General features: G+C 45.3%; 23 protein-coding genes. 15 read left to right on the top strand and 8 right to left on the bottom strand.

The genetic code is table 11. The features are described 5' to 3' along the window. Positions 1-7: 7 nt before the first annotated feature. Positions 8-1072, bottom strand: coding sequence for an efflux RND transporter periplasmic adaptor subunit (locus tag H9J30_RS14530; protein ID WP_240131637.1), 1065 nt, complete (start codon positions 1070-1072; stop codon positions 8-10). 559 nt (positions 1073-1631) lie between these two features. After that, positions 1632-2918 (bottom strand): citrate synthase, encoded by a 1287-nt coding sequence (locus tag H9J30_RS14535; RefSeq protein WP_240131638.1) that lies wholly within the window; start codon positions 2916-2918, stop codon positions 1632-1634. Positions 2919-3334: 416 nt separating this feature from the next. Between H9J30_RS14535 and sdhC the strand changes: the two genes are divergently transcribed. The 10 genes from sdhC (at position 3335) to H9J30_RS14585 (ending at position 14322) form a co-directional block, all read left to right on the top strand. Next, complete coding sequence (sdhC, locus tag H9J30_RS14540) at positions 3335-3730, top strand: succinate dehydrogenase, cytochrome b556 subunit (RefSeq protein ID WP_037417467.1); 396 nt, start codon at positions 3335-3337, stop codon at positions 3728-3730. Then, a complete protein-coding gene (gene sdhD, locus H9J30_RS14545) occupies positions 3724-4071 on the top strand; it encodes a succinate dehydrogenase, hydrophobic membrane anchor protein (RefSeq protein ID WP_011072027.1) in 348 nt (115 codons plus the stop codon). The genes sdhC and sdhD overlap by 7 nt, the downstream gene beginning before the upstream one ends. Next, the gene (sdhA, locus tag H9J30_RS14550) at positions 4072-5838 is read left to right on the top strand and encodes a succinate dehydrogenase flavoprotein subunit (RefSeq protein WP_011072028.1); all 1767 of its coding nucleotides are present in this window, start codon (positions 4072-4074) and stop codon (positions 5836-5838) included. Positions 5839-5852: 14 nt separating this feature from the next. Next, entirely contained in the window at positions 5853-6560 is a 708-nt protein-coding gene (locus tag H9J30_RS14555; protein ID WP_240131639.1) for a succinate dehydrogenase iron-sulfur subunit, read from the top strand. A gap of 214 nt (positions 6561-6774) precedes the next feature. After that, positions 6775-9594: a 2-oxoglutarate dehydrogenase E1 component gene (sucA, locus tag H9J30_RS14560; RefSeq protein WP_240131640.1), complete on the top strand. Its 2820-nt coding sequence runs from the start codon at positions 6775-6777 to the stop codon at positions 9592-9594. Between the two features lie 48 nt (positions 9595-9642). Then, on the top strand, positions 9643-10833 hold the full coding sequence (gene odhB, locus H9J30_RS14565; protein WP_240131641.1) for a 2-oxoglutarate dehydrogenase complex dihydrolipoyllysine-residue succinyltransferase: 1191 nt from the start codon (positions 9643-9645) through the stop codon (positions 10831-10833). A gap of 117 nt (positions 10834-10950) precedes the next feature. Further along, positions 10951-12117 (top strand): ADP-forming succinate--CoA ligase subunit beta, encoded by a 1167-nt coding sequence (gene sucC, locus H9J30_RS14570; protein WP_240131642.1) that lies wholly within the window; start codon positions 10951-10953, stop codon positions 12115-12117. Continuing rightward, the gene (sucD, locus tag H9J30_RS14575; protein WP_240131643.1) at positions 12117-12989 is read left to right on the top strand and encodes a succinate--CoA ligase subunit alpha; all 873 of its coding nucleotides are present in this window, start codon (positions 12117-12119) and stop codon (positions 12987-12989) included. The genes sucC and sucD overlap by 1 nt, the downstream gene beginning before the upstream one ends. A 378-nt stretch (positions 12990-13367) precedes the next feature. Beyond that, entirely contained in the window at positions 13368-13775 is a 408-nt protein-coding gene (rnk, locus tag H9J30_RS14580; protein WP_240131644.1) for a nucleoside diphosphate kinase regulator, read from the top strand. A gap of 49 nt (positions 13776-13824) precedes the next feature. Next, a complete protein-coding gene (locus H9J30_RS14585; protein ID WP_240131645.1) occupies positions 13825-14322 on the top strand; it encodes a GNAT family N-acetyltransferase in 498 nt (165 codons plus the stop codon). Between the two features lie 92 nt (positions 14323-14414). Here H9J30_RS14585 and fur read toward each other — a convergent pair whose 3' ends face one another. After that, on the bottom strand, positions 14415-14846 hold the full coding sequence (fur, locus tag H9J30_RS14590; protein ID WP_011716738.1) for a ferric iron uptake transcriptional regulator: 432 nt from the start codon (positions 14844-14846) through the stop codon (positions 14415-14417). Positions 14847-15101: 255 nt separating this feature from the next. Between fur and cobB the strand changes: the two genes are divergently transcribed. The 4 genes from cobB (at position 15102) to corA (ending at position 17881) form a co-directional block, all read left to right on the top strand. Continuing rightward, positions 15102-15833, top strand: coding sequence for a Sir2 family NAD+-dependent deacetylase (gene cobB, locus H9J30_RS14595; RefSeq protein WP_240131646.1), 732 nt, complete (start codon positions 15102-15104; stop codon positions 15831-15833). An 11-nt stretch (positions 15834-15844) separates the two neighbouring features. Then, the gene (locus tag H9J30_RS14600; protein ID WP_240131647.1) at positions 15845-16294 is read left to right on the top strand and encodes an ATP-binding protein; all 450 of its coding nucleotides are present in this window, start codon (positions 15845-15847) and stop codon (positions 16292-16294) included. A gap of 151 nt (positions 16295-16445) precedes the next feature. Continuing rightward, a complete protein-coding gene (locus H9J30_RS14605) occupies positions 16446-16808 on the top strand; it encodes a hypothetical protein (protein WP_240131648.1) in 363 nt (120 codons plus the stop codon). A 125-nt stretch (positions 16809-16933) separates the two neighbouring features. Next, positions 16934-17881: a magnesium/cobalt transporter CorA gene (corA, locus tag H9J30_RS14610; RefSeq protein ID WP_240131649.1), complete on the top strand. Its 948-nt coding sequence runs from the start codon at positions 16934-16936 to the stop codon at positions 17879-17881. A gap of 59 nt (positions 17882-17940) precedes the next feature. Here corA and H9J30_RS14615 read toward each other — a convergent pair whose 3' ends face one another. Then, positions 17941-19203, bottom strand: a complete 1263-nt coding sequence (locus H9J30_RS14615; RefSeq protein ID WP_240131650.1) for an HD-GYP domain-containing protein — start codon at positions 19201-19203, stop codon at positions 17941-17943. A 320-nt stretch (positions 19204-19523) separates the two neighbouring features. Between H9J30_RS14615 and H9J30_RS14620 the strand changes: the two genes are divergently transcribed. Further along, complete coding sequence (locus tag H9J30_RS14620) at positions 19524-20219, top strand: 2OG-Fe(II) oxygenase (RefSeq protein ID WP_240131651.1); 696 nt, start codon at positions 19524-19526, stop codon at positions 20217-20219. Between the two features lie 5 nt (positions 20220-20224). On the opposite strand, the gene H9J30_RS14625 is transcribed toward H9J30_RS14620, so the two are convergent. From H9J30_RS14625 to H9J30_RS14640, 4 genes are all read right to left on the bottom strand, one after another. Then, positions 20225-21574, bottom strand: a complete 1350-nt coding sequence (locus H9J30_RS14625; RefSeq protein WP_011072042.1) for an ATP-binding protein — start codon at positions 21572-21574, stop codon at positions 20225-20227. Then, the gene (locus tag H9J30_RS14630; RefSeq protein ID WP_011072043.1) at positions 21565-22239 is read right to left on the bottom strand and encodes a response regulator; all 675 of its coding nucleotides are present in this window, start codon (positions 22237-22239) and stop codon (positions 21565-21567) included. Before H9J30_RS14630 ends, H9J30_RS14625 begins: the two co-directional genes overlap by 10 nt. Before the next feature lie 459 nt (positions 22240-22698). After that, entirely contained in the window at positions 22699-23046 is a 348-nt protein-coding gene (locus H9J30_RS14635) for a hypothetical protein (protein ID WP_240131652.1), read from the bottom strand. A 165-nt stretch (positions 23047-23211) separates the two neighbouring features. Further along, entirely contained in the window at positions 23212-24525 is a 1314-nt protein-coding gene (locus H9J30_RS14640; RefSeq protein ID WP_240131653.1) for a dicarboxylate/amino acid:cation symporter, read from the bottom strand. Positions 24526-24606: the final 81 nt, after the last annotated feature.

The following is a 24606-nucleotide window of genomic DNA, read 5'->3' on the forward strand; positions in this document are numbered from 1 at the left end:
ACTCCTATCAGTTCTTTGCTGAGGCCAAATCGAGTGGAGTAATGACTTCAACTAAGGACTGGTCTTTCAAATTTTGCTGACCGCGGGTCACGACGACTTCGCCAGGTTTGATACCGGACACAATTTCGACAGCGTCACCTTCGCGGTAGCCAATTTCGACTTCGCGGCGGTTGGCATTAGTACCGTCAATCACATACAGTGCTTGCTTATTGTCTTGATTAATGAGGGCGCTATAGGGCACGGTAATAACATTTTCATGGGTGTCATATTTCAGTTCGACCCGTGTGAACATGCCTGCTTTTAAGCGTGCATCTTGATTGGGGACAGCTAAAGTGACTTTAAAGGTGCCACTTTGTGGATCAACGATAGGGCTGATACGTAACACTTTCGCGTTAATTGCATTTTTACTTTGTTGATTGCTAAAGACTTGAGCTTCTTGATCTAAGCGCAAACTGGTTAATTGCTGCTCTGGCAAATGCACAATGCCGTGCAGTTCATCTTGATTCACGATGTAGAACAAATCGCCGAATTCTTTTGCCATATTGCCCGCTTTCACATAACGCTTGGCAATAATGCCATCAATTGGTGAAACCACGTGGCTTTCTTTCACTTGCAACTCGGCAAGATCGCGTCTAGCAATGGCTGCTTGTAAGTTGTATTCAAGTTTGGCCATAGAATCGGCACTGATAAACTCTTTATTGTTCATTTTCTTTAAGCGGTTTAACTCTTGCTCGATAATTTTGACCTCGGCTTCTGAACGGTCTAAATCATATTGCTGACGTTTAGCATCAATAATGGCCAGACTTTGTCCTTTTTTTACCCGGTCGCCTTCTTCTACATTAATGACTTCAATTAGCCCTGCAATGCGGCTCACCACGTTGGCTTCCTGTGGGGCTTCAAGGGTGGCTGTGGTGCTATAAAAAGAAGAGACATTTCCCTGAATGACGGTGGTGGTTTCAACGGGAATGGCATATTTTTCTTCTTTTTTAGCCACTTCTTCTTCACCACACGCCGCCAACATTGACACTAATAGTACGGGCAGGGCGAACTTCACAATTTTAGACTTTTCCATAAGAGTGTTACCTATTGTTTAATTTCACTAATGAATGCTTTAGCATAAATCGTGCCATTTGCTAACGTACTGTTTTGTAGCTTAAATTTATATTAATGGTGATTACGCACTATGTGGAATACGCTAAATGTAGCTAAAAAGTTTAAAAAGTGATGAAAAATGCTAAATAAGCTTTTATCACGGATAACAGTACACCCAATAAGTAATACCAATCGTATTAAATATCTGTTCATTCAGCGGGAGTTAAACGGGCTTTAGACAAGGCGAAGGCTTGAAGGCATAGTGGCGCTCTGTCGAAAGCCTTAAACGCAGTATAAAGCCCGTTCAACCCCGCCCTTCGGGAGCCTCACAGGCATCTCACTCCCGTGTTACATTGACTTAAAAGGGAATACCATTTCTTCGTCAATGCGCCTTGGATTGAGATGCCTGTGAGGCTCTGAACTGATTAGATATTTAATGTGATTGGTATAAGGTAGTCAGCAGAGGTTGTGTGTCGGCAAAAAAACAAAAAGCCAATAAAAAAGCGCCCTAGGGCGCTTTGAATCGATAAATGCAGTGTTTAGCGTTTATCTAAGTCGACGAAATCACGGGCCGTCTCGCCAGTATAAAGCTGACGTGGGCGGCTGATTTTGTGACCAGGTTGATCCAACATTTCTTTCCAGTGAGCAATCCAACCGACTGTACGCGATAATGCAAACAGGACAGTGAACATGCTGGTAGGAATACCAATGGCTTTCATGATGATGCCAGAGTAGAAATCAACGTTCGGATAGAGTTTCTTCGAAATGAAGTACTCATCTTCAAGCGCAATACGCTCAAGCTCCATCGCAACATCTAATAACGGATCTTGTACTTTCAGCTCTTTTAAGACTTCGTGGCAGGTTTCACGCATGACTTTGGCACGTGGATCAAAGTTTTTGTAAACACGGTGGCCAAAGCCCATTAAGCGGAATGGATCGTTCTTGTCTTTCGCACGGGCGATAAATTCAGGAATACGATCTACTGAACCGATTTCCTCTAACATTTGTAGACAAGCTTCGTTTGCGCCGCCGTGTGCAGGGCCCCATAAAGAAGCAATACCCGCGGCGATACACGCAAATGGATTCGCGCCAGAAGAACCCGCTAAACGCACGGTTGACGTTGAGGCGTTTTGTTCGTGATCAGCATGTAGTATGAAGATACGATCCATTGCACGTTCAACAATTGGGTTTACCTTGTACTCTTCACAAGGAACAGCAAACATCATGCTTAAGAAGTTGCCCGCATAGCTCAAGTCATTGCGTGGGTACACAAATGGCTGGCCAGAAGAGTACTTGTAGCACATTGCGGCAATTGTTGGCATTTTGGAGACTAGGCGATAAGCGGCGATTTCGCGGTGACGCGGATCGTTGACATCGAGTGAGTCTTGGTAAAACGCAGACAATGCACCAGTGACACCACACAACATCGCCATAGGATGAGCATCACGACGGAAGCCTCTAAAGAAGAAGGCGATTTGCTCATGCACCATAGTGTGGGTTTTTACTGTGTGTACAAATTCAGCATATTGCTCTTTCGTCGGCAGTTCACCGTAAAGCAGCAGATAACACAGGTCTAGGTAATCGGAGTCAACGGCAAGTTGCTCGATTGGATAGCCGCGGTGTAACAATATACCTTGATCACCATCAATGTAGGTTATTGCAGATTCGCAGGAGGCTGTCGCAAGAAAACCCGGATCAAAAGTGAAGTAACCTTTGCTGCCGAGTTTACTGATATCGATTACGTCAAAACCAGCGGTTCCTTGCTTTACTGGCAACTCTATCGAGTCGTTCCCTGGTAATTCTAATTTGGCTTTTAAATCAGCCATACCCCGTTCTCCTTACTTCGTTCTTATCTGTGAGTGCGGCATGTCAAACCGCCATTACTTTACAGCCATTCTAGATCACATTTCAATTTAAATAAGCGTTTAAATTTGTTAGACCATGGTATAAAACGCTTTACTTTCCTTGCCGCAGCTGGCACTTACGCGAAAATTTTCTTAAAAAAACAAAATTTGCATTCTGTGATGTTTGTATTTGACATTTCCCACGAGTATACTTGCCTCCGCCAAATAATGGCTGCAAACGATGATGTAAAAACACCCTTTGTTTACATGTTAAATGAGTGAGTGTTCAAATAGTTATCCGTTTGTTCAAACTTTGCTTTTGTGTTTACTTTTGCTGTGATTAATCCCTCAGTTTAACGTTTGTACAAAAGCGGTTCACATAACAAAAAAAATGCTCAATGGAGCTGAGTGAGCAGAACGTGAAAAAGCAAAGACCTGTCCATTTAGATCTGCAGACCATTCGCTTTCCTGCAACAGCGATTGTGTCAATTCTTCACCGTGTGTCCGGTGTCATCATGCTATTCGCTGTTGGCATTCTTATTTGGTTGCTAAATTCATCTTTAGCCTCCGCTGAAAGTTTCGCAGGCGTACAATCTCTGTTTGATAACTTTGTCGTGAAGTTCATCATTTGGGGCATTTTGACTGCACTGACCTTCCATTTATTCGGTGGCCTGCGCCACTTAGTGATGGATACGGGTCGTTGGGAAGAGTTGGCTTCGGGCACCGCCTCAGCGAAAGCTGTATTTGTGTTAACGGTAGCCTTTTCAATTTTAGCGGGGTTATGGGTATGGTAACCAATGCAGCAAGTTTTGGACGCAGTGGTGTTCATGACTTTATTCTACTACGCGCTAGTGCAGTAATCCTCGCCTGTTACACCATTTTTATGGTTGGCTTTATTGCATGTAGTTCCCCTCTCACCTATGACGCTTGGCATGGCCTCTTCAGCGCTCTGCCTATGAAAGTGTTTACACTGCTTACGCTGGTTGCACTGCTTGTCCACGCTTGGATTGGTGTATGGCAAGTATTGACGGATTACGTCAAGTGCACATCGTTACGCGGTGTTTTACAGTTCACCTTTGTCGTTACCGTTTTCTGCTATTTAGCGGCCGGCATTGTTATTGTGTGGGGTGTCTAAGTGAGTATTCCAGTACGCGAATTTGATGCTGTAGTGATCGGCGCCGGTGGCGCGGGTATGCGTGCAGCACTACAGATTTCTAAAGAAGGTAAGAGCTGTGCGCTTTTATCTAAAGTATTCCCAACTCGTTCTCATACTGTGTCTGCGCAGGGTGGTATCACCGTTGCGCTGGGTAACGCCCATGAAGACCATTGGGAACAACACATGTACGATACTGTAAAAGGTTCCGACTTTATCGGTGACCAAGACGCTATCGAATTTATGTGTCAAACCGGTCCAGAAGCCATTATTGAACTTGAGCACATGGGTTTACCATTCTCTCGTTTCGATAACGGTAAGATTTACCAACGTCCCTTCGGTGGTCAATCTAAAAACTTTGGTGGTGAACAAGCGGCACGTACCGCAGCAGCGGCCGACCGTACCGGTCACGCACTGCTTCACTGCTTATACCAACAGAACGTTAAACACAAAACACAAGTGTTTTCTGAGTGGTATGCCCTCGATTTAGTCAAAAACCAAGACGGTGCCATCGTAGGCTGTACTGCGATTGAAATCGAAACCGGTGAAATCGTTTACTTCAAAGCCAAAGCCACTGTGTTAGCCACAGGCGGTGCGGGTCGTATCTACGCTTCTACCACTAACGCTCACATTAACACTGGTGACGGTGTCGGTATGGCAATGCGTGCTGGCGTTCAGATGCAAGATATGGAAATGTGGCAATTCCACCCAACCGGTATCGCTGGTGCGGGTGTACTTGTGACTGAAGGTTGTCGTGGTGAAGGTGGTTACCTACTAAACAAAGACGGCGAGCGTTTCATGGAGCGTTATGCGCCAAACGCGAAGGATTTGGCATCTCGTGACGTGGTTGCACGTTCTATGATGACCGAAATCCGTGAAGGCCGTGGTTTAGATGGTCCATTAGGCCCACACTGCTTACTAAAACTCGATCACTTAGGTAAAGAGACCTTAGAAGCCCGTCTGCCTGGCGTGTGTGAATTGTCCCGTACCTTCGCTCACATCGATCCGGCTGATGGTCCAATCCCTGTTTTACCAACTTGTCACTATATGATGGGTGGTCTGCCGACTAAGGTGAGTGGTCAGGTTATTCGTAAGAATACTGATGGTACTGAGCAAGATGTAGTCGGTCTGTTTGCTGTGGGTGAGATTGCCTGTGTATCTGTGCACGGTGCGAACCGCTTAGGTGGTAACTCATTGCTCGACCTAGTGGTCTTTGGCCGCGCGGCGGGTCAACACTTAGGTAAAGCACTCGATGAGACTGCGGATCCTAAGGATGCCACTGATGCCGACATCCAAGCTTCTCTGGCACGTTTACAACGCTGGGAAAGCAATAAAGATGGCGAAGACCCAGTGCAAATCCGTAAGGATTTACAACTTTGCATGCAATTAAACTTCTCAGTATTCCGCCGTGGCGATGCAATGGCTGAAGGCTTAGAGCAGTTAAAAGCCATCCGTAAGCGTTTAGAAAATGCTAAGTTGTCTGATAACTCTCGCGAATTCAATACTCAACGTATTGAGTGTTTAGAATTGGACAACCTGATGGCAACGGCGATTGCTACCGCTTATGCTGCTAACTTCCGTACAGAGAGCCGTGGTGCTCACTCACGTGAAGACTATTTAGAGCGTGACGATGAAAACTGGTTATGTCACAGTCTGTTTGACCCAGTGACAGAAACCATGGACCGTCGTGCTGTGAATATGGCACCTAAGTTGCGTGAAGCCTTCCCGCCGAAGAAACGTACCTACTAGTAGGAGTTGCAAAGATGAAATTGGAATTTGCAGTTTATCGCTACAATCCTGATGTAGATACAAAACCTTACATGCAGGATTACAGCCTTGAAGTGGCTGATGGCACTGACATGATGGTGCTCGATGCACTGATCAAGTTAAAAGAAAAAGATCCAACCTTAGTGTTTCGTCGCTCTTGCCGTGAAGGTGTTTGCGGTAGCGATGGTCTGAACATGAACGGTAAAAATGGTCTGGCTTGTATTACCCCAATCTCTACTTTTAAAGGTAAGAAGTTGGAAATTCGTCCACTGCCAGGTATGCCAGTTGTACGTGATTTAGTGGTTGATTTAACTCAGTTCTACAAGCAATACGAGAAGATTAAACCCTTCCTTATCAACGATGATAAGCAGCCTGCTCGTGAACATTTACAGTCACCTGAACAACGTGCCCATTTAGATGGTCTTTATGAATGTATCATGTGTGCCTGTTGTTCAACGGCTTGTCCATCATTCTGGTGGAATCCTGATAAGTTTATCGGTCCTAGCGGTCTGCTGCATGCTTACCGTTTCTTGATCGACAGTCGCGATACAGCAACAGAAGAACGTCTTTCTGAGCTGGACGACGCCTACAGCGTATTCCGTTGCCACGGCATCATGAACTGCGTTGACGTTTGTCCAAAAGGACTTAATCCGACCAAAGCAATCGGTCATATTAAGTCAATGCTGCTTAAGCGAGCGGTGTAATGCGAGAACCTGAGCTGAAATCAATAATAATATAGCTCTCAAAGAGTCACTTTCTGGGCATAGAAGGTGGCTCTTTTGTGTATGTAATGGAAGACAACGCGCCGTGAAATCTGGATATTCTAGAGCGGCAGAAATTATGTATCAAAGGTCATGACCTGAGATTACATATAAAAACTATGGCTAAGCACGTGTATAAAGTTTGAAAGGAATAGAAATGCACCAAGGCATCATGAAAGCCTGGCTCGAATCATCTCACTTAAGTGGTGCAAATTCGACCTACGTAGAAGAGATGTATGAAGCCTATCAAGAAGACCCTCAGTCAGTCTCTGACGATTGGCGTGCGGTTTTTGATAATCTCCCTCCGGTTAACGGTGCCTCTAAAGACGCGCCAGAAGCGGCTCACTCCAAAGTACGTGATTATTTTCGCAGTTTAGCGATGGAAGGACGTCATAAGAGCGCTGCTCGTGTGACTGATCCTGAGTTGGATGCTAAGCAAGTTAAAGTGCTACAGCTGATCAACGCCCACCGTTTCCGTGGTCACCAAGGTGCTAACCTTGACCCATTAGGTTTGTGGAAACGTGAACCTGTTGCCGATTTAGATCCCGCATTCCACGGTCTAACCAAAGAAGACATGGAGCGTGAGTTCAACACTGGTTCATTCGCCCATGGCGGCGAAACCATGAAGTTGGCGGATTTAGTTAAAGCGCTTAAAGCCACATATTGTGGTTCTATCGGCGCCGAATACATGCATATTACCGACACCGATGAAAAGCGTTGGATCCAACAGCGTCTCGAACCATCCTTAGGTAAAGCCAACTACGATAAAAGCGTTAAGACCCGCATTCTTGAAGGCCTAAATGCTGCTGAAGGCATTGAAAAATATTTAGGCGCTAAATTCCCTGGTGCAAAACGCTTCTCTTTAGAAGGTGGTGATGCGTTAGTGCCAATGATGCGCGAAATCATTTATCGCGCAGGCGAAGCTGGCACTAAAGAAATCGTGGTCGGTATGGCTCACCGTGGTCGTTTAAACGTCCTCGTGAACGTATTAGGTAAGCGTCCAGCTGAACTGTTTGACGAGTTCGCGGGCAAACATGCTGATACCCATGGTTCCGGTGACGTTAAGTACCACCAAGGTTTTTCATCTGACTTTGAAACACCGGGTGGCAATGTGCATTTAGCGCTGGCTTTCAACCCGTCTCACCTTGAAATCGTTAACCCTGTGGTGATGGGATCAGTCCGCGCTCGTCAAGACCGTCGTGGTTGCAAAGATGGTTTACAGGTGATGCCTATCACTATCCACGGAGATTCTGCGATTACCGGTCAAGGTATTGTGCAAGAGACATTCAACATGTCTCAAACCCGTGGGTTTAAAGTGGGTGGCAGTATCCGCATCGTTGTGAACAACCAAGTGGGCTTTACCACTTCAAATCACCACGATGTGCGTTCAACTGAATACTGTACTGACATTGCTAAGATGGTACAGGCGCCGATTTTCCACGTAAATTCAGACGATCCAGAAGCGGTTGCCTTTGTTGCGCAGTTAGCCGTTGATTACCGTAACGAATTTAAACGTGATGTGGTGATTGATTTAGTGTGTTACCGCCGTCATGGCCACAACGAAGCTGATGAGCCAAGTGCAACTCAGCCACTGATGTATGCCAAGATCAAGAAACACCCAACGCCACGTAAGATTTACGCTGACAAACTGATCGCAGAAAACACCATTGCTGCCGATGACGTGACCAGCATGATCAACACTTACCGCGATGCTTTAGACCAAGGTGATTGCGTAGTGAAAGAATGGCGTCCAATGACACTGCATACCGTAGATTGGACTCCTTATATTGGTCGCGAATGGGATGAAGCCTATGACGCTTCACTGCCTATCGAACGTTTGCAGAAACTAGCCGATAAGCTGAGCTACGTGCCTGAAAGTCATTCTCTGCAATCCCGTGTTGCTAAGATTTATAGTGACCGTGTCGCCATGGCAAAAGGGGAGAAGCCACTTGACTGGGGTTTTGCTGAAACCTTAGCTTACGCAACGATTCTTGAAGATAAGCAACGTGTTCGTATTACTGGTCAAGACTCTGGCCGCGGGACTTTCTTCCACCGTCATGCGGTTCTGCATAACCAAAACGATGCGACTACGTATTTACCACTGCGTAATATTGCTGAAAACCAAGGTCCAATCGATATTACTGACTCAGTACTCTCTGAAGCGTCAGTACTGGCCTTCGAATACGGTTACGCAACGGCAGAGCCTAGTGGTTTAGCCATTTGGGAAGCGCAATTTGGTGACTTTGCTAACTGTGCGCAAGTGGTTATCGACCAGTTCTTGTCCTCTGGTGAGCAGAAGTGGGGCCGTTTATGCGGTTTGACCATGTTGTTGCCTCACGGCTATGAAGGTCAAGGTCCAGAGCACTCAAGCGCCCGTTTAGAGCGTTTCCTACAGCTTTGTGCTAATCACAATATGCAAGTGTGTGTGCCATCAACACCAGCACAGGTTTACCACATGCTGCGTCGCCAAGTGGTGCGCCCAATGCGTCGTCCACTGGTGGTGATGTCACCTAAGTCATTGCTACGTCACCCCTTAGCGGTTTCTAGCATGGACGAATTGGCCAATGGCAGCTTCCAAAACGTGATTGGCGAAATCGATACGTTAGAAGCGAGCAAGGTCGATCGCGTGGTGTTCTGTAGCGGTAAGGTGTACTTCGAGCTACTCGAAAAACGCCGTAAAGAAAACATCAATAACATTGCAATAATCCGTGTCGAACAGTTATATCCGTTCCCACATGAAGAAATGGTTGCTGCATTAGCTGACTACCAACATGTGAAGGATTTTGTTTGGTGTCAGGAAGAGCCGCAAAACCAAGGTGCTTGGTACTCTAGCCAACATCACTTCTGGGCTGCTATCCCTGCGGGTGCAAAACTGACCTATGCTGGCCGTGAAGCGTCTGCTGCACCAGCTTGTGGTTACCCTGAGTTGCATGCTCACCAACAAGAATCTTTAGTGAACAGTGCCCTAAAGCTGTAATAGCTAAGACTGTAGTAATAGACATTATATAAAAAAGGATCGTTTTTCATGAGTATCGAAATCAAGGTACCCGTACTGCCAGAATCTGTTGCCGATGCGACTATCGCCACTTGGCACGTAAAAGTGGGTCAGCAAGTTTCTCGTGATCAAAATCTGGTCGATATTGAAACTGACAAAGTGGTATTGGAAGTGGTTGCACCAGAAGATGGTCATATTGGTGAATTCCTGTTCCACGAAGGCGACACCGTATTGGGCGAGCAAGTCATTGCTAAGTTCATCGCTGGCGCAGTTTCTGGCCAAGAAGTGACTAAAGCGCAAGCAGAAGCCGCCGCTCCTGCAGCGGCAAGTGATGAATCAAACGATGCGTTAAGTCCTTCAGTTCGTCGTTTACTGGCTGAGCACAATGTTGATGCCAGCAAAGTGAAGGGCACTGGTGTTGGCGGTCGTATCACTAAAGAAGACGTTGAAGCCTTCATCAAGTCTGCACCTAAAGCGGCAGCGGCCCCAGCGGCTCCCGCGGTACAGCCACTCGCTGCTGGTCGTAGCGAGAAACGTGTGCCAATGACACGTTTACGTAAAACTATCGCTAACCGTTTGTTAGAAGCGAAAAACTCTACTGCTATGCTCACGACCTTCAACGAAGTGAACATGAAGCCAATCATGGATATCCGTAAGCAATACCAAGATATTTTTGAAAAGCGCCACGGTATCCGTTTAGGTTTCATGTCTTTCTACGTGAAAGCCGTGACAGAAGCCTTGAAACGCTTCCCAGAAGTGAACGCATCAATCGACGGTGACGATATCGTTTACCACAACTACTTTGACGTCAGCATCGCAGTATCTACACCACGTGGTCTGGTAACGCCAGTGCTACGTGACACCGACACTATGAGTCTGGCTGATATCGAAAAAGCAGTACGCGATCTGGCGATCAAAGGCCGTGATGGCAAGCTGACTGTGGCGGATATGACTGGCGGTAACTTCACTGTGACTAACGGTGGTGTATTCGGCTCGTTAATGTCTACCCCAATTTTAAACCTGCCACAAAGCGCGATTTTAGGCATGCATGCTATTAAAGATCGCCCAATGGCAGTCAATGGTCAGGTTGAAATCCTGCCCATGATGTACCTAGCTCTCTCATATGACCATCGTATTATTGATGGCCGTGAGTCTGTTGGCTTCTTAGTCGCCATTAAAGACTTCTTAGAAGACCCAACTCGTCTGCTGCTTGATCTGTAATCCAACTCGATAAACGATTCAGTTTAAAGAGTTTGTTAAAGACAAAAGTAAGACATACCCTCGTGACTGGCCCCTTGGGCCAGTTGGATTTGATTAGAAGTATATGGATAGATCATCATGAATTTGCATGAGTATCAGGCAAAATCCCTATTTGCCGAATATGGTTTACCAGTGTCAGAAGGCTTTGCCTGTGATACAGCCCAAGAAGCTGTAGAAGCGGCAGGCCGTATTGGCGGAAATTTATGGGTTGTTAAGTGTCAAGTACACGCAGGCGGCCGCGGTAAAGCGGGTGGCGTTAAAGTCACTGGCGATAAAGAAGAAATCAGAGCCTTTGCCGAACACTGGTTAGGCAAAAATCTGGTGACTTATCAAACTGATGAGAAAGGTCAGCCGGTTGCTAAAATTTTAGTAGAAAGCTGCACCGACATCGCGAACGAACTGTACTTAGGTGCAGTTGTTGACCGTGCTACCCGTCGTGTGGTGTTCATGGCATCAACAGAAGGCGGTGTTGAGATTGAGAAAGTGGCCGAAGAAACGCCAGAACTCATTCACAAAGCGATCATTGATCCGCTGACAGGTCCTCAACCATTCCAAGCGCGTGATCTTGGCTTCAAACTGGGCTTAAACCCAACTCAAATGAAGCAATTCACCAAGATCTTCATGGGTCTGGCAACGATGTTCGTTGACCACGATTTCGCTTTATTAGAAATCAACCCATTGGTTATCACCACTGAAGGTAACCTGCACTGCTTAGACGGTAAAATTGGTATCGATGGTAACGCACTGTTCCGTCAACCCAAAATCAAAGCAATGCACGATCCATCTCAAGATGACGCCCGTGAAGCTCATGCTGCGATGTTTGAACTGAACTACGTGGCATTAGACGGTAACGTAGGTTGTATGGTGAACGGTGCTGGTCTGGCGATGGGTACTATGGACATCGTTAACCTGCACGGCGGCAAGCCAGCTAACTTCCTCGACGTAGGTGGTGGCGCGACCAAAGAACGTGTTGCTGAAGCATTTAAGATCATTCTGTCTGACAGCAATGTGAAAGCCGTTCTGGTTAACATCTTCGGTGGTATCGTACGTTGTGACATGATCGCAGAAGGTATCATTGGCGCTGTTAAAGAAGTGGGCGTTAAAGTTCCAGTTGTAGTGCGTTTAGAAGGTACTAACGCTGAATTAGGCCGTGAAGTATTAGCTAAATCAGGTCTTGATATCATTGCAGCTAACAGTCTGACTGATGCGGCTGAGCTAGTAGTTAAAGCTGCGGAGGGCAAATAATGTCTGTATTAATTAACAAAGATACCAAGGTAATTTGCCAAGGCTTTACCGGTGGTCAAGGTACTTTCCACTCTCAACAAGCGATCGATTACGGTACGCAAATGGTCGGTGGTGTATCTCCTGGTAAAGGTGGTACTGAGCACTTAGGTCTGCCAGTGTTCAACACTGTGAAAGACGCTGTTGCAGCAACTGGCGCCACGGCTTCTGTTATCTACGTTCCAGCGCCTTTCTGTAAAGATGCAATCCTTGAAGCAATCGACGGTGGTATCGAGCTAATCGTTTGTATCACTGAAGGTATCCCAACACTGGATATGCTGGAAGTGAAAGTGAAGCTAGAAGAAACTGGCGTTCGCATGATCGGTCCAAACTGCCCGGGTGTTATCACTCCAGGTGAATGTAAGATTGGTATTATGCCAGGTCACATCCACTTAAAAGGCAAAGTCGGTATCGTTTCTCGTTCTGGTACGCTGACCTATGAAGCGGTTAAGCAAACCACTGACGAAGGTTTCGGCCAATCTACTTGCGTAGGTATTGGTGGTGACCCAATTCCAGGTACTAACTTCATCGACGTATTGGCAATGTTCCAAAACGATCCACAGACTGAAGCCATCGTGATGATCGGTGAAATCGGTGGTACTGCTGAAGAAGAAGCGGCTGCTTACATCAAAGCTCACGTGACTAAACCAGTTGTGTCTTACATCGCGGGTGTAACTGCGCCTGCGGGTAAGCGTATGGGTCATGCGGGTGCAATTATCGCCGGTGGTAAAGGTACTGCTGCTGACAAATTTGCTGCACTAGAAGCAGCGGGCGTGACAACTGTCCGCTCGTTAGCGGATATCGGCAAAGCGCTGCGTGCTAAAACGGGTTGGTAATCTAACCGTTAACACACGAAAAGGCGCCTAAGGCGCCTTTTTTATTGCGCGCCTGTTAGCCAGTGCCGAGCAGTAAAGTGTGAGAATGGGCAAGCTAACACCGCGCAGGCTAGCATTTTTATTTACAAAGGGTTAGATTGAGCTTCTCTACTCGATATCGTTATTCGGTTAACGTTCGATTGTATTGGTAGAGCCACAACCTAAGCCTTGTGCTTATGGCCCCACGGCTATTTCAGCAATAAATCTTGTACTTAATTATCACGCGGTTGCGGCATTAAGCTGCGAGCGTATTTTTTTATCGGTTTATCCCATTGGGGGAGGATAGGCCAGCACAGATGTTTAACCCTAAGGGGCATCTATTTACACGAGGGAAAGACAGTGAATACACCAAAGATTATTATGTCAGAAATCGATTTAGAAAGAATCGAGCGTCTGCTGGAGTCATTACCTGCAAACGCCTTCCCGGGGCGTGCGGCATTGGAGGCGGAACTTGACCGAGCCGATATTGTGCCCGCAGCGCAAATGCCAGGGAATGTGGTGACGATGAACTCTGAAGTAAAATTTAGCGTGTCATCCAGTCAAGATACCTTCTGCTTACGGTTAGTTTATCCCAAGGATGCGGCAGGCGAGGGCACCATTTCTATCCTCGCGCCCGTGGGCAGTGCTTTATTGGGTTTATCACAAGGGGATGAAATTGAGTGGCCAGGCCCAGCAGGCTCAATGGTCAAAGTGCGTATCGAAGAAATTATGTATCAGCCAGAGCGAAGCGGTGACTTTCACCGTTAATCGCAGCTCTGGATATTAGTGTGTAGAGGGCAATACCAAGGAAGCCAATATGATTATACAAACTGAGCGTTTAATACTTAGACCCTTTACCGAGCAGGATATCGATGCCCTCTATTTAATGAACATTAACCCTGCGATGTTGAAATACATTCCAACCGTACCTTTTACTGATCGTGAGCAGGCGCGGGAGCTGTTCCATAACGTGATTTCGCAGGATTATCAGCAGCATGGATTTGGACGCTGGGCCGTCGAGCATAAAGCCGATAATAAAGTGATTGGCTTTTGCGGGCCAAAGTTTATTCCCGAATATAATGAAGTCGAAATTGGCTATCGCTATTTTCCCGAGTATTGGGGCAAGGGGATTGGTACCGAAGCTGCTCAAGCGGCAATTAGCGTGTTCCCGCAGTTTGGTATTACGCAAATCATTGCATTGATCCTAGAGGGTAATATTGGCTCTGAAGGTGTCGCTAAACGCATAGGAATGCATTGGCGTGAACCTAGCGAGTTTATGGGGCATAAAGTGAATGTGTACGCGAAGGTGCTCTAACAGTGCTTGAGCGTTTCAACAAAAAAACCAGCCTAGATGGCTGGTTTTTTATTAGGTCTGTCTGGTTGATATCCAGATTGAGCTAAATCTGCTTACTCGTCGTTATGATCGCACTTATCGTTAGTGCAATGACCGTACAAATATAAGCTGTGGTTGGTCAGTTTAATATTGTACTTGCTAGCGATCTCGTCTTGGCGACGTTCAATCACTTCATCAGAAAACTCAATTACTTTGCCACAGGAGAGGCAAACTAAGTGATCGTGGTGATGTTGAGTCGATAATTCGAATACCGCTTTGCCACTTTCGAAGTGGTGGCGAGATACGATACCGGCATCATCAAACTGGTTTAATACACGGTAAACTGTTGCTAGACCAATTTCTTCACCTAAATCGAGCAGTTTCTTGTATAAGTCTTCTGCACTGATATGTTGGTTTTCAGGTCCTTGCATCAGTTCGAGGATCTTGACTCGTGGCAGGGTGATTTTCAAACCGGCTTTTTTGAGCGCTTGATTTCCATCTGTCATTGCTAATCTCTTGATTGCAGAACCAATAGGTTCATCCGTGGATAGTGCTGCCATTATAGGGGGTCAAATTAAAAACTTAAACCTTTGTTCTGGCTTTATAGGGCTAGATGCAGATAAATTGTGTCTCTTAGCGCGAAATTGCAATAAATTGCGGCAATTCAAGCATAATTTTTGTAAGGTTATACCAAGGAATAATGTTCACGAAAGTAATAATTCGGGACAATGGATAGAATAATTACAATAAAAGGAAGCGGTATGTACCAGCATATTGTGGTGTTAACTGGCGCGGGCATTTCAGCTGAATCGGGATTACGTACCTTTCGCGATCAAGATGGTTTGTGGGAAGAGCACCATATTGAAGATGTGGCGACTCCCGAAGGTTATGCCCGCGATATCGAGCTGGTTGAGCGATTTTATAACAGTCGTTGGGAGCAGTTGCACAGTGGCACCGTGATGCCCAATGCGGCGCATCTTGCTTTAGCCAAATTAGAGGCTGAATTTTCTGGTCAATTATTGGTTGTGACTCAGAATATTGACGATTTACATGAGCGTGCTGGCTCAAGACGCTTATTGCATATGCATGGTGAATTGTCTAAAGGTCGCTGCCCGCGCTCGCGTCAAACCTTTTTATTAAGAGAACCTTTTGGGGTGAATAATTGCTGTACCTGCTGCATTCCCGCCCAAAGACTACGTCCTCATGTGGTGTGGTTTGGTGAGATGCCGCAGGGGATGGACAGAATTCACGATGCACTCGATAACTGCGATTTGTTCATTGCTATTGGTACATCGGGCACAGTGTATCCGGCGGCTGGGTTTGTCGATACGGCCAATCATCATGGCGCGCAAACAGTGGAGGTCAATTTAGTCTCACCCGATAGGCACAGTCAGTTTCAATATCATTTAACTGGTAAAGCGGGTAACTTAGTACCTAAACTCGTGGAGACCATTTTGGCCGGACAAGTCATTGGCTCCGATTTGTCCGAATGAGTGACTAACTGATGAAGCAAAAACTTGCAATTATCATGCGTGGCTTGCCCGGAAGTGGAAAATCCCATTGGGTTGAGCAGTTTATTGCCAACCTGACTTTGGAGGATGCATTGCGTCTCCGCCAAGGTGGGATTTTCTCGACCGATAGTTTTTTCTACGAGGGAGATGTGTACCGATTCGACGCGAAAAAACTTTCCGAATACCATCAGCGTAACTTAACCGCTTTTATTCAAGCGTTAAGCAATGCCCAGCCTATCGTGATTTGTGATAATACCAATCTTTGTCGCTGGGAATACATGGCCTATGAAGCTGCTGCCAAATCGCTCGATTATCAAGTGCGTATCGTGCTAGTAGGCGAACCGTCAGACTCTGTTCATCAAAAGCTGTGCGCCGAGCGTAATCGCCATGGTGTGCCGTTAACTCAAATTCGAAGGATGGCAAAACTGTTCGAGGCTTTTTAGCATTCCTTTGTTTGTCATCTTCTGGCGTTATATTCTATTCAAGGTTAATGTCCAATACGATTAGTCTGAGTTGCATAAGCTTGATCGTAATGACAGTTTCCTATTGATTTGTCGATTATAATGCTGCGAGTTGGTTCCTCTGGAGTTTATCTTGTTAACAAAATTACTGCTCACCTTAGCCGTTATCATTATGGCGATATTGCTGCTCGTTAAGCGTAAGCCTGGCGCGCTTCAAGTGACAGTGTCCGAGGCGCCAGTGTCGCAAAGTTTATGGCGCCGTTATGGAATGAGTGGGGCATTTTTGTTACTGGGACTTTGCTTGTTAAGCTACAGTGTATGGTACTGGCGCGATCAGCACAAAGTGGTGACAGTGACCATTGTGTCTCCATCGGGTGAACATGCTGGTGTTTATCATGCCCGTAAAGGCGATATCTCAGAAGCTAAGATGGTCACGGTTGAGGGCGTGCATATTCGCTTCTCAAATGCCGAGCGGTTGGAGATCTTGGAAGACTAAAACAGATTTATTTTATGAATTTATCGCTCCCGCCTTTTCATTACTAAGTTATGCGTTAAACTAGCGACAATTTTTTAGCCTGCACTTAAGTGGACTTTTAGCTTAAGTTTTTTTCAGGAGGACACATGATTACTGCCTACGTCTATGAAAACCGTCAGTTGACGGTGACTGAGATTAACATTCAAGACAGTATTCCGGCGTCGACCATATGGTTGGATCTTTATAAACCTGATGATGCAGAGCGAGAATGGTTAAGTCATTTTTCTGTTGAAGAAGTACCTGACGAAGAAGATATCAATGAGATTGAGGCTTCGGCGCGTTTTTATCAAAACAGCGATGGTTTGCATATCAATTCTTTATTCCCACAGCGAGTAGGGCAAGATGTGCGTGGCGTGAACGTTTCCTTTAACCTACGTACCAATTTCCTACTGACTATCCGTGAAGAAGATGTCGGACTTATCCGCCTCTTACGTAACTATTTGCGTTTAGGTCGGCTAGAAGTTTCTACCCCTCAGGAATTATTTCTCGAACTGTTTAACTTAAAAGTGGATTACCTCTCCGACTTAATTGAGGACGTGTATACCGTGCTTGAAAATGTTGGCGAACAGGTTTTCGACAGCGAAGAACTCGATGATGTGTTCAAGCTGATTACGCTGCAGGAAGACTCTAACGGGAAAATTCGGTTAAGTTTGCTCGATACCCAGCGTTCATTACGCTATATGCAGCGGTACTACCGCGGTCAATTGTCTGATGAACATTTAAAGGACTTACGTGAGATGCTCTCGGATATCGAGTCTTTAATGCCTCACAGCCAGTTTATCTTCGACAAGTTAAACTTCTTGCTGGACGCTGCGATGGGTTTCAGTGGATTGCAGCAGAATAAGATCATCAAAATCTTCTCGGTTGCGGCCGTAGTCTTTCTTCCGCCGACACTGATTGCGAGTAGTTACGGGATGAACTTTAACGGTATGCCTGAGTTGCAATGGCAATATGGTTATCCTATGGCGATTTTAATGATGCTCGCGAGTGCTGCAGGAACCTATTTCTTCTTTAAACGTAAACACTGGCTTTAATTAAGTTACGGATTTTAAAAAGTAAAAAGCCGGAGTCTCTCCGGCTTTTTATTGATGTTTTACTTGCGGCTCTCACCGCCAAAGTAATAACTGACACGTTCCCGTGGGTTGAGGTATTCGTGTACTTTTTCAGGTAAAGCTGCAGCGGGGAGGCAGCGGACAATACTGATCCCTTCAACTTCGAGATCGACAATCGGCGCTTGATCTTTAGGTACTAATGCATCGTAAACGAGGATTTTAGGGCAAAGTAGTTTTTGCAAGTTAACCGACATCACCATGGCATATTGGCCGCTTGACAACTCCACCACACTTCCGGGCGGATAAATGCCCAGCATTTTGATCATTTTGCCAATATATTCCTGATTTAATTTCGTTTTATATTGCTTATACAAATGTCCTAATGCGGCGTAGGGCATACGTGCTTTACCTTGGTTACTGGGATAACACAGGGAGTCATATTCATTCACGACCGCTAATAATTGAGACATCTTATCAAGGTCCGCTTCCTTTAACCCTTTGGGATAACCACTGCCATCCAGAAACTCATGGTGATTAATGATCGCAGGGAGTGCGGCCTCAGGAAAATTCTCTGCTAGCTTGAGTAAATCAACCCCAAGTAGAGGATGCTGCTTAATAAAATTAAGCTCGGGTGCAGACCAAGGTGTGGTTTTTTTCAAAATTTGCGGGGGTACTTTGAGTTTTCCCACATCATGAAACAGAGCGCTTAAGCCGACTAATTCGATTTCACTACGGTCCCATTCCATCTCTTTGGCAATCAGCATGGAGAGGATGGAGACATTTAATGAATGATAATAAATGCTCTCATCTTGCTTGGCATCACTCATTAAATGCAGCACCAGATTGTCGGAGGTTAAGAGTTGTTCCACCATACTGTGAATTAACACCTTGGCGTCATCAACGGCATTTAATGGTCGATTGCGTAGCTTAGAGATCAGACTGCGCATCATGGCAACTGAACGAGTGAAATTTTGCTCGGTTTTATGAATATCTCGGCGAAGTTTCTTTTGTACTTCAATTTGCTCAGCCTTGTAGATATCCATATCGTTTTTAAGATCATGGAGTTCAGGGCTGGGAGGCAGTGTTATGGGGTTCACCGCTTCAGGATTTAAGGGGGCGATTTCACTGCGCTCTAAATCGACGATAACGTGTTCAATACCAAGATTTTTAATTAATTCAATTTGCGCAGCCTGTTTGATGTGAAAGCTACTGAATAAAAAAGGATGATCTTTCCAGGCTACGGGTAAACGCACAAAATTCCCTACCTGTAATTGATGAACTGAGACTTTACAGCTTTTTTTCATATTTCTGTTATCGCGAAGCCAATGAAGTTATTTTATCCCCAGACAACCTGAAGATTTAGAGAACCGCGGGAGTTTAACGCACTTTAGGCAAGGCGGCTATTTGCAGACCTCATGGGCTGAGTTAAAAATAACCAATCCAACGTACAGTGCGTTACCACGTGTTAACATTTACTGCCGGTAGAGAGTGACTAAGGCATTCTACTTCCGTTTTGCATCAATTCAAAAGGTGGTCGGCATTCTGTTATTGATGCAGCTTTACAATTACTTAACTAACATGTCAGCATAGTAAGTGTAGAAAATAGCCGAAGCATCGAGCATATATGGATTTTATCGAAGTATACCCTAATGCAATACCTGATGATCTATGTGATCGTCTCATTCTTGCGTTTGAAAAGCACTCTGGCGTCGTTGATGGGCAAACCGGCAATGGTGTTGACCTTGAAAAAAAGATCAGTCGAGATCTTACATTAGATAATTTCTCCGATTTAGAGCCACTTAAAAATGAATTGCTATCTTACACTCTTAAGGGAACGGCAGACTATTTTAGCCAATATGCAATGGCACTAATGGGGGCTGTGGCGGTTTCAGTCAGTGATGAGCAAGGTCAAGCGGTTACCTTAACACCGAGCAATTTTGAGCGTTTAGGTAAGCCTAGAGCGGAGGCATTAGTCAAATATTTATACCGTAGTGGCAGTATTAATATCCAAAAATATCAAATGAATAAAGGTGGATATCCCCACTGGCATTCGGAGCAATTCCCTCAACTAAACCACAATGAAGCCTTACACCGTGTGGTGCTCTATATGTTTTATTTAAACGATGTGGAGGAGGGGGGAGAGACCGAGTTTTATTACCAGCAACGTAAGATTTCGCCTAAAAAAGGCACTATGGTGATTGCGCCAGCAGGCTTTACCCATTCCCATCGCGGCAATATGCCTATCAGTAATGATAAATACATTGCCACCTCTTGGGTGATGTTTAATCGGGCCGAGCAGCTATATGCTGTTTATGCATAAAACGGTCAGGCTGGGATGGTAATCCTGAATAGTGCGCCTTCTAAATGGCTTTCCTCTATTTTCAGGCTTCCACCATAGCTACTGACAATTTCATCACATACGGCTAAACCAATCCCTTGTCCTGGGGATTGGGTGTCGGCTCTCACGCCCCGTTGAATAATTTTTTGTCGCAATTGCTCTTCTACGCCTGGGCCATCATCTTCGACGATTAACTCAAAATCACCCTGCTCATTAAAATGTGCGGTCACCTGTACTTGGCTAATACATAATCTAAAGGCGTTTTCCATTAAGTTGCCGCAAAGTTCCATCAAATCGCCTTTATTGCCGGGAAACAATAAATTAGCCGAAATGTTGGCTTTGAATTGTACTTGTTTATCGCGGTAAATCTTAAATAGCATTTGTGCGAGTTGTTCAACAAGTGGCGCAATGGGGGTGTGTTCTTGCTTTAACCCTTGGCGACCTAACATGGCGCGTTTTAGTTGATATTTAACCAGTTGATCCATTTGGCTGATCTGCTCCATGATTTTTTCATTGGCAGATTGTTTATTGAGACTTGTGTCGTCGGTAATGGCATGAACGGCGGCGAGGCGAGTTTTCAAGCTGTGTGCCAGATCATTCATTGCATTCTGATAGCGTTGCTGTTGAGCGCTCGATTGTTGTAATAGCTGGTTAAGCGCTTGAGTTACCCCTTCGAGTTCAACGGGATAGCCTTCAGACAGAGATTTCGTCTTACCTTGGTTAATCGACTGAAGTTCATTTTGCATTCTGACGAGCGGGCGCATCCCCCAATACGCGGCACTAACCAATAAAATAAGGGCTAATGCGAGCACCATGGCAAGACGGATATAGGTACGTTTACTGAATTTGCTATATTCCTGCTCCAGTTTAGCGGCGTCTTTCATCACCAGTAGATTGTAATGCACACCTGCGATTTCAACCGCGAGCAAATACACAAAGTAACCTCTGTCATCTGCCATGGTGAGGTAATAGGGCGGAGAGTCGTTACGGATTTCGTTAAATCGTTCGCAGGTATCGAATAGGCCACGGTCGACAGCGAGGGATGAGGTCCATACTTGTTTAAACTTTTCATCACAACTAGCAATCACATAGCGTTCTTGCTTGTTGTTTTCCTCTAACCAAGCGCTGGTATCGGGGATGAGATCATGCTCCCTCAGTTCGGCGGCTACTTGAGGAATTTCGGCGATGAGCTGGGCGGTTTCTTCGTTATAACTATTTTGAGCATGCAGAACGTTTACCATCCATGCGAGGCCAAACCCCACTAAGGTGATGATGGATAGCGAGGTGAGAAACATCCGCGTGAGTAAGCGTTTCTTAAACTTGAGTCTTAGTTGCATGGCAGATTGAATTTATATCCTTGGCCACGGATTGTTGCTATCGGATTATCTATTCCATCGCGGGTGAGTTTTTTACGTAAACGGCTCACCATAACTTCAATGGTATTTGGGTCGCCTTCTTTGTCGCCATAAATCACATCTAGCAACCGCTGCTTTGCTACTACCTCGTGGCAATGGCGCATTAAATATTCGAGGATAAGATACTCAAAGGCGGTGACTTCCATAATGTCATTGCCGAGCGTTACTTGTTTAGCGGCAAGATCAAGTTTTAACTCACCACTGGTAATGACAGGTTTGACAAATCCGGCGCTGCGTCTGACCAAGGCATCAAGCCTTGCGACAAGCTCTTCTTTTTGGAAGGGTTTAACTAAATAATCGTCAGCGCCCGCATTAAGGCCTTCAACTTTATCTTGCCAATTTACCCTCGCCGTGAGGATAAGAATAGGGGCTTTAACGCCTTCTTCACGTAATTGTTGGATAAGGCTAATGCCATCTTGATCAGGTAAACCTAAATCGACAATGGCGACATCTATGGGGTAATTGGTCGCTTGGAAGAACCCTTCCTTGGCGGTGAGGGCAACTTGAACTTGGTTGCCCAAGTCGCTTAACTGTACTTTTAGATGGTGGGATAAAATAAGATCATCTTCAACAACCAAAATTCTCATAATACTCATGCCTTAACGTCGACTGGACTCAGTGTACGCAAAATATACGCGGGAGCCAAATATTGTCTTATCTTAGCCAATAACAACTTAACCTTGGCTGACCGAGGTAAGTCTGTGGTGAAAATAAGTACTAGGGCGTGTTGACGTTTCGAGATTAAATTTTGTTCGTTCTAGCAAGCTCGTGCTCGCGAAACGAGGAATGATGTGTAGCTATTCTACTCAAATGACGAGCGGCTCTTATGACAAAAAATAAGCGCAAGCGCTTGCCAGACGACCCCTTCGGGCAGCATTTGGCTGATGTTTATGCTGCGTTATCGTCCGTTTATGTAGAATAACTACACTGCACGGACTTTGCCTTGCATAAAAGCCAGCTAAATTGCTGAAAAAATAACCCTGAAACGTCAATACGCCCTAATCTATTGTCTTTAAAGTCATTATCTTTAAAGCATATTTTTGTGGCTATTGGGCCTTAACATAAGTACTTTTCGCTCTGCGCCAGATGTCATTGGCGCCCCACACCGCTCCTAAACTAAATATCATTACGCCACCCATGATGAGCGCAAGTCTTAACCAAGGCGCGCCGTGGGAGATCCGCATCTGTACGGCATCAATTGCTGTGGTGCTCCAAACGATGATAACGCTGATACACAAAACGGCTTGCAGCAGACGAATGATAACTGGATGTTTAATGATTAAGCCAACAGGCGCTAAGGCAAAAATACTGGTGAACACGAGTTGGTCGTACCGTAAAAAATGTGCGCTTAACAGCCAATAGGCAACAATAATCCAACTCACTCTCCACCACATAATGTTCTCCAATAACAATATTGATGTGGGCTAATATAGCGATATTTAAAGGACTATTCTATTTGCTTGTTCACAAAACAACGATTTGACGATATTCAATAATAAGCAAGCCCAACAATGTTGGGCTTGGAGGATAAACATTAACCGAAAATTATAGAGGTATTTTTAGTCTATTTTATGGACTTGTTCATCGAAGCTAGGGGCAACTTTGCCTGCTTGAGTATTGTTAAATACAGTTTCATTAAATTCGCCTTCTGATTTGGCGATGATGACTGTGGCCACACAATCGCCGGTGACGTTAACCGCAGTACGAACCATATCCAATAGTCTGTCGACACCAATAATTAAGGCAATACCTTCAACGGGGAGGCCTACTTGGTTAAGCACCATAGCAAGCATAATAAGGCCAACACCCGGAACACCCGCAGTACCAATTGATGCCAAAGTTGCAGTTATAACCACCGCTGCATAATCGGTAAGCGATAATTCAATACCAAATACTTGGGCGATAAATACCGTGGCTACACCTTGCATAATCGCAGTACCATCCATGTTAATGGTCGCGCCTAATGGCAGGGTAAAAGAGGCAATTTTGTTGTCGACACCGAGTCTGTGTTCAGAGGCTTCAATGGTGATAGGTAAGGTTGCGTTAGAGCTTGCCGTTGAAAAAGCAAACAGCTGCACATCGCGCATTTTGCGAATGAAAACCAGCGGATTTAATCCAGAAAATGCTTTAAGTAAGATTGAATAGGTCACAAAATTATGAATAAGTAGCAGCGTAAGTACAAGGAAGAAGTATTTAACGACACTGCCAAAGGTTTCTAAACCTAAGGTCAAGGCTAATTTTGCCATCAGAGCAAACACACCATAGGGCGCTAACTGCATAACTAGTGTTACTACCCGCATAATTACGTTATTTAGGTCATCAAAAAGCTGGGCGATACGGTTACCTCGCTCCCCAAGATGAGCAATGGAGAAACCAAAAATAACTGCAAAAATAATGATTTGCAGCATATTTCCTTCACTCATAGCTTGCACCGGATTGGTAGGCATCATGTCAATGATGACCTGAGCAAAACTGGGAGCTTCTTTTGCCACATAATTTAACTTTTCGTTAGCTAATGTCGCATCCCCAGGATGGACTATGACCGAAGCAAACACGGCCAACACTAATGCAAGGACAGTTGTGAATAAATAAAAGGCTAAGGTTTTACCCCCTAAACGCCCTAACTTAGATGGCTCACTTAATGAACAAGTCCCACAAACTAATGAAATAAACACCAGTGGAACCACTAACATTTTTAAGCTTGAGATAAAAATCGTACCGATCACATGTAAAAAACCGTCGGTGATATAGTCCTTAATAAAGATACTGTCGGGGAACAAATTGCGCAGAATAAGTCCGAGTATAATGCCGGTTGCCATGCCGATTAAGATTTTACTGGTCAGTCCGAGTTTATTTTGTAATGAGGTTGCCATGGGGGGGTCCTGTGTGTTTTTTATACGTTCTAATATTGGCGACGACAAGCCTAGCAAGAAAATGCAGAAGTTTAAATGAGT

The organism is Shewanella cutis, from assembly GCF_022410515.1.
Taxonomy (GTDB): Bacteria; Pseudomonadota; Gammaproteobacteria; order Enterobacterales; family Shewanellaceae; genus Shewanella; species Shewanella cutis.

Bases quoted from the DNA above. Each gene is read 5' to 3' on its own strand.
- H9J30_RS14615 (WP_240131650.1), bottom strand. From the start codon at position 19,203: ATGAAAAAAAGCTGTAAAGTCTCAGTTCATCAATTACAGGTAGGGAAT.
- sucD (WP_240131643.1), top strand. From the start codon at position 12,117: ATGTCTGTATTAATTAACAAAGATACCAAGGTAATTTGCCAAGGCTTT.
- corA (WP_240131649.1), top strand. From the start codon at position 16,934: ATGATTACTGCCTACGTCTATGAAAACCGTCAGTTGACGGTGACTGAG.
- H9J30_RS14635 (WP_240131652.1), bottom strand. From the start codon at position 23,046: ATGTGGTGGAGAGTGAGTTGGATTATTGTTGCCTATTGGCTGTTAAGC.
- H9J30_RS14600 (WP_240131647.1), top strand. From the start codon at position 15,845: ATGAAGCAAAAACTTGCAATTATCATGCGTGGCTTGCCCGGAAGTGGA.
- sdhD (WP_011072027.1), top strand. From the start codon at position 3,724: ATGGTAACCAATGCAGCAAGTTTTGGACGCAGTGGTGTTCATGACTTT.
- H9J30_RS14585 (WP_240131645.1), top strand. From the start codon at position 13,825: ATGATTATACAAACTGAGCGTTTAATACTTAGACCCTTTACCGAGCAG.
- H9J30_RS14535 (WP_240131638.1), bottom strand. From the start codon at position 2,918: ATGGCTGATTTAAAAGCCAAATTAGAATTACCAGGGAACGACTCGATA.
- H9J30_RS14630 (WP_011072043.1), bottom strand. From the start codon at position 22,239: ATGAGAATTTTGGTTGTTGAAGATGATCTTATTTTATCCCACCATCTA.
- sucA (WP_240131640.1), top strand. From the start codon at position 6,775: ATGCACCAAGGCATCATGAAAGCCTGGCTCGAATCATCTCACTTAAGT.
- sucC (WP_240131642.1), top strand. From the start codon at position 10,951: ATGAATTTGCATGAGTATCAGGCAAAATCCCTATTTGCCGAATATGGT.
- cobB (WP_240131646.1), top strand. From the start codon at position 15,102: ATGTACCAGCATATTGTGGTGTTAACTGGCGCGGGCATTTCAGCTGAA.
- H9J30_RS14620 (WP_240131651.1), top strand. From the start codon at position 19,524: ATGGATTTTATCGAAGTATACCCTAATGCAATACCTGATGATCTATGT.
- H9J30_RS14555 (WP_240131639.1), top strand. From the start codon at position 5,853: ATGAAATTGGAATTTGCAGTTTATCGCTACAATCCTGATGTAGATACA.
- H9J30_RS14625 (WP_011072042.1), bottom strand. From the start codon at position 21,574: ATGCAACTAAGACTCAAGTTTAAGAAACGCTTACTCACGCGGATGTTT.
- sdhC (WP_037417467.1), top strand. From the start codon at position 3,335: ATGGAGCTGAGTGAGCAGAACGTGAAAAAGCAAAGACCTGTCCATTTA.
- odhB (WP_240131641.1), top strand. From the start codon at position 9,643: ATGAGTATCGAAATCAAGGTACCCGTACTGCCAGAATCTGTTGCCGAT.
- fur (WP_011716738.1), bottom strand. From the start codon at position 14,846: ATGACAGATGGAAATCAAGCGCTCAAAAAAGCCGGTTTGAAAATCACC.
- H9J30_RS14640 (WP_240131653.1), bottom strand. From the start codon at position 24,525: ATGGCAACCTCATTACAAAATAAACTCGGACTGACCAGTAAAATCTTA.
- H9J30_RS14530 (WP_240131637.1), bottom strand. From the start codon at position 1,072: ATGGAAAAGTCTAAAATTGTGAAGTTCGCCCTGCCCGTACTATTAGTG.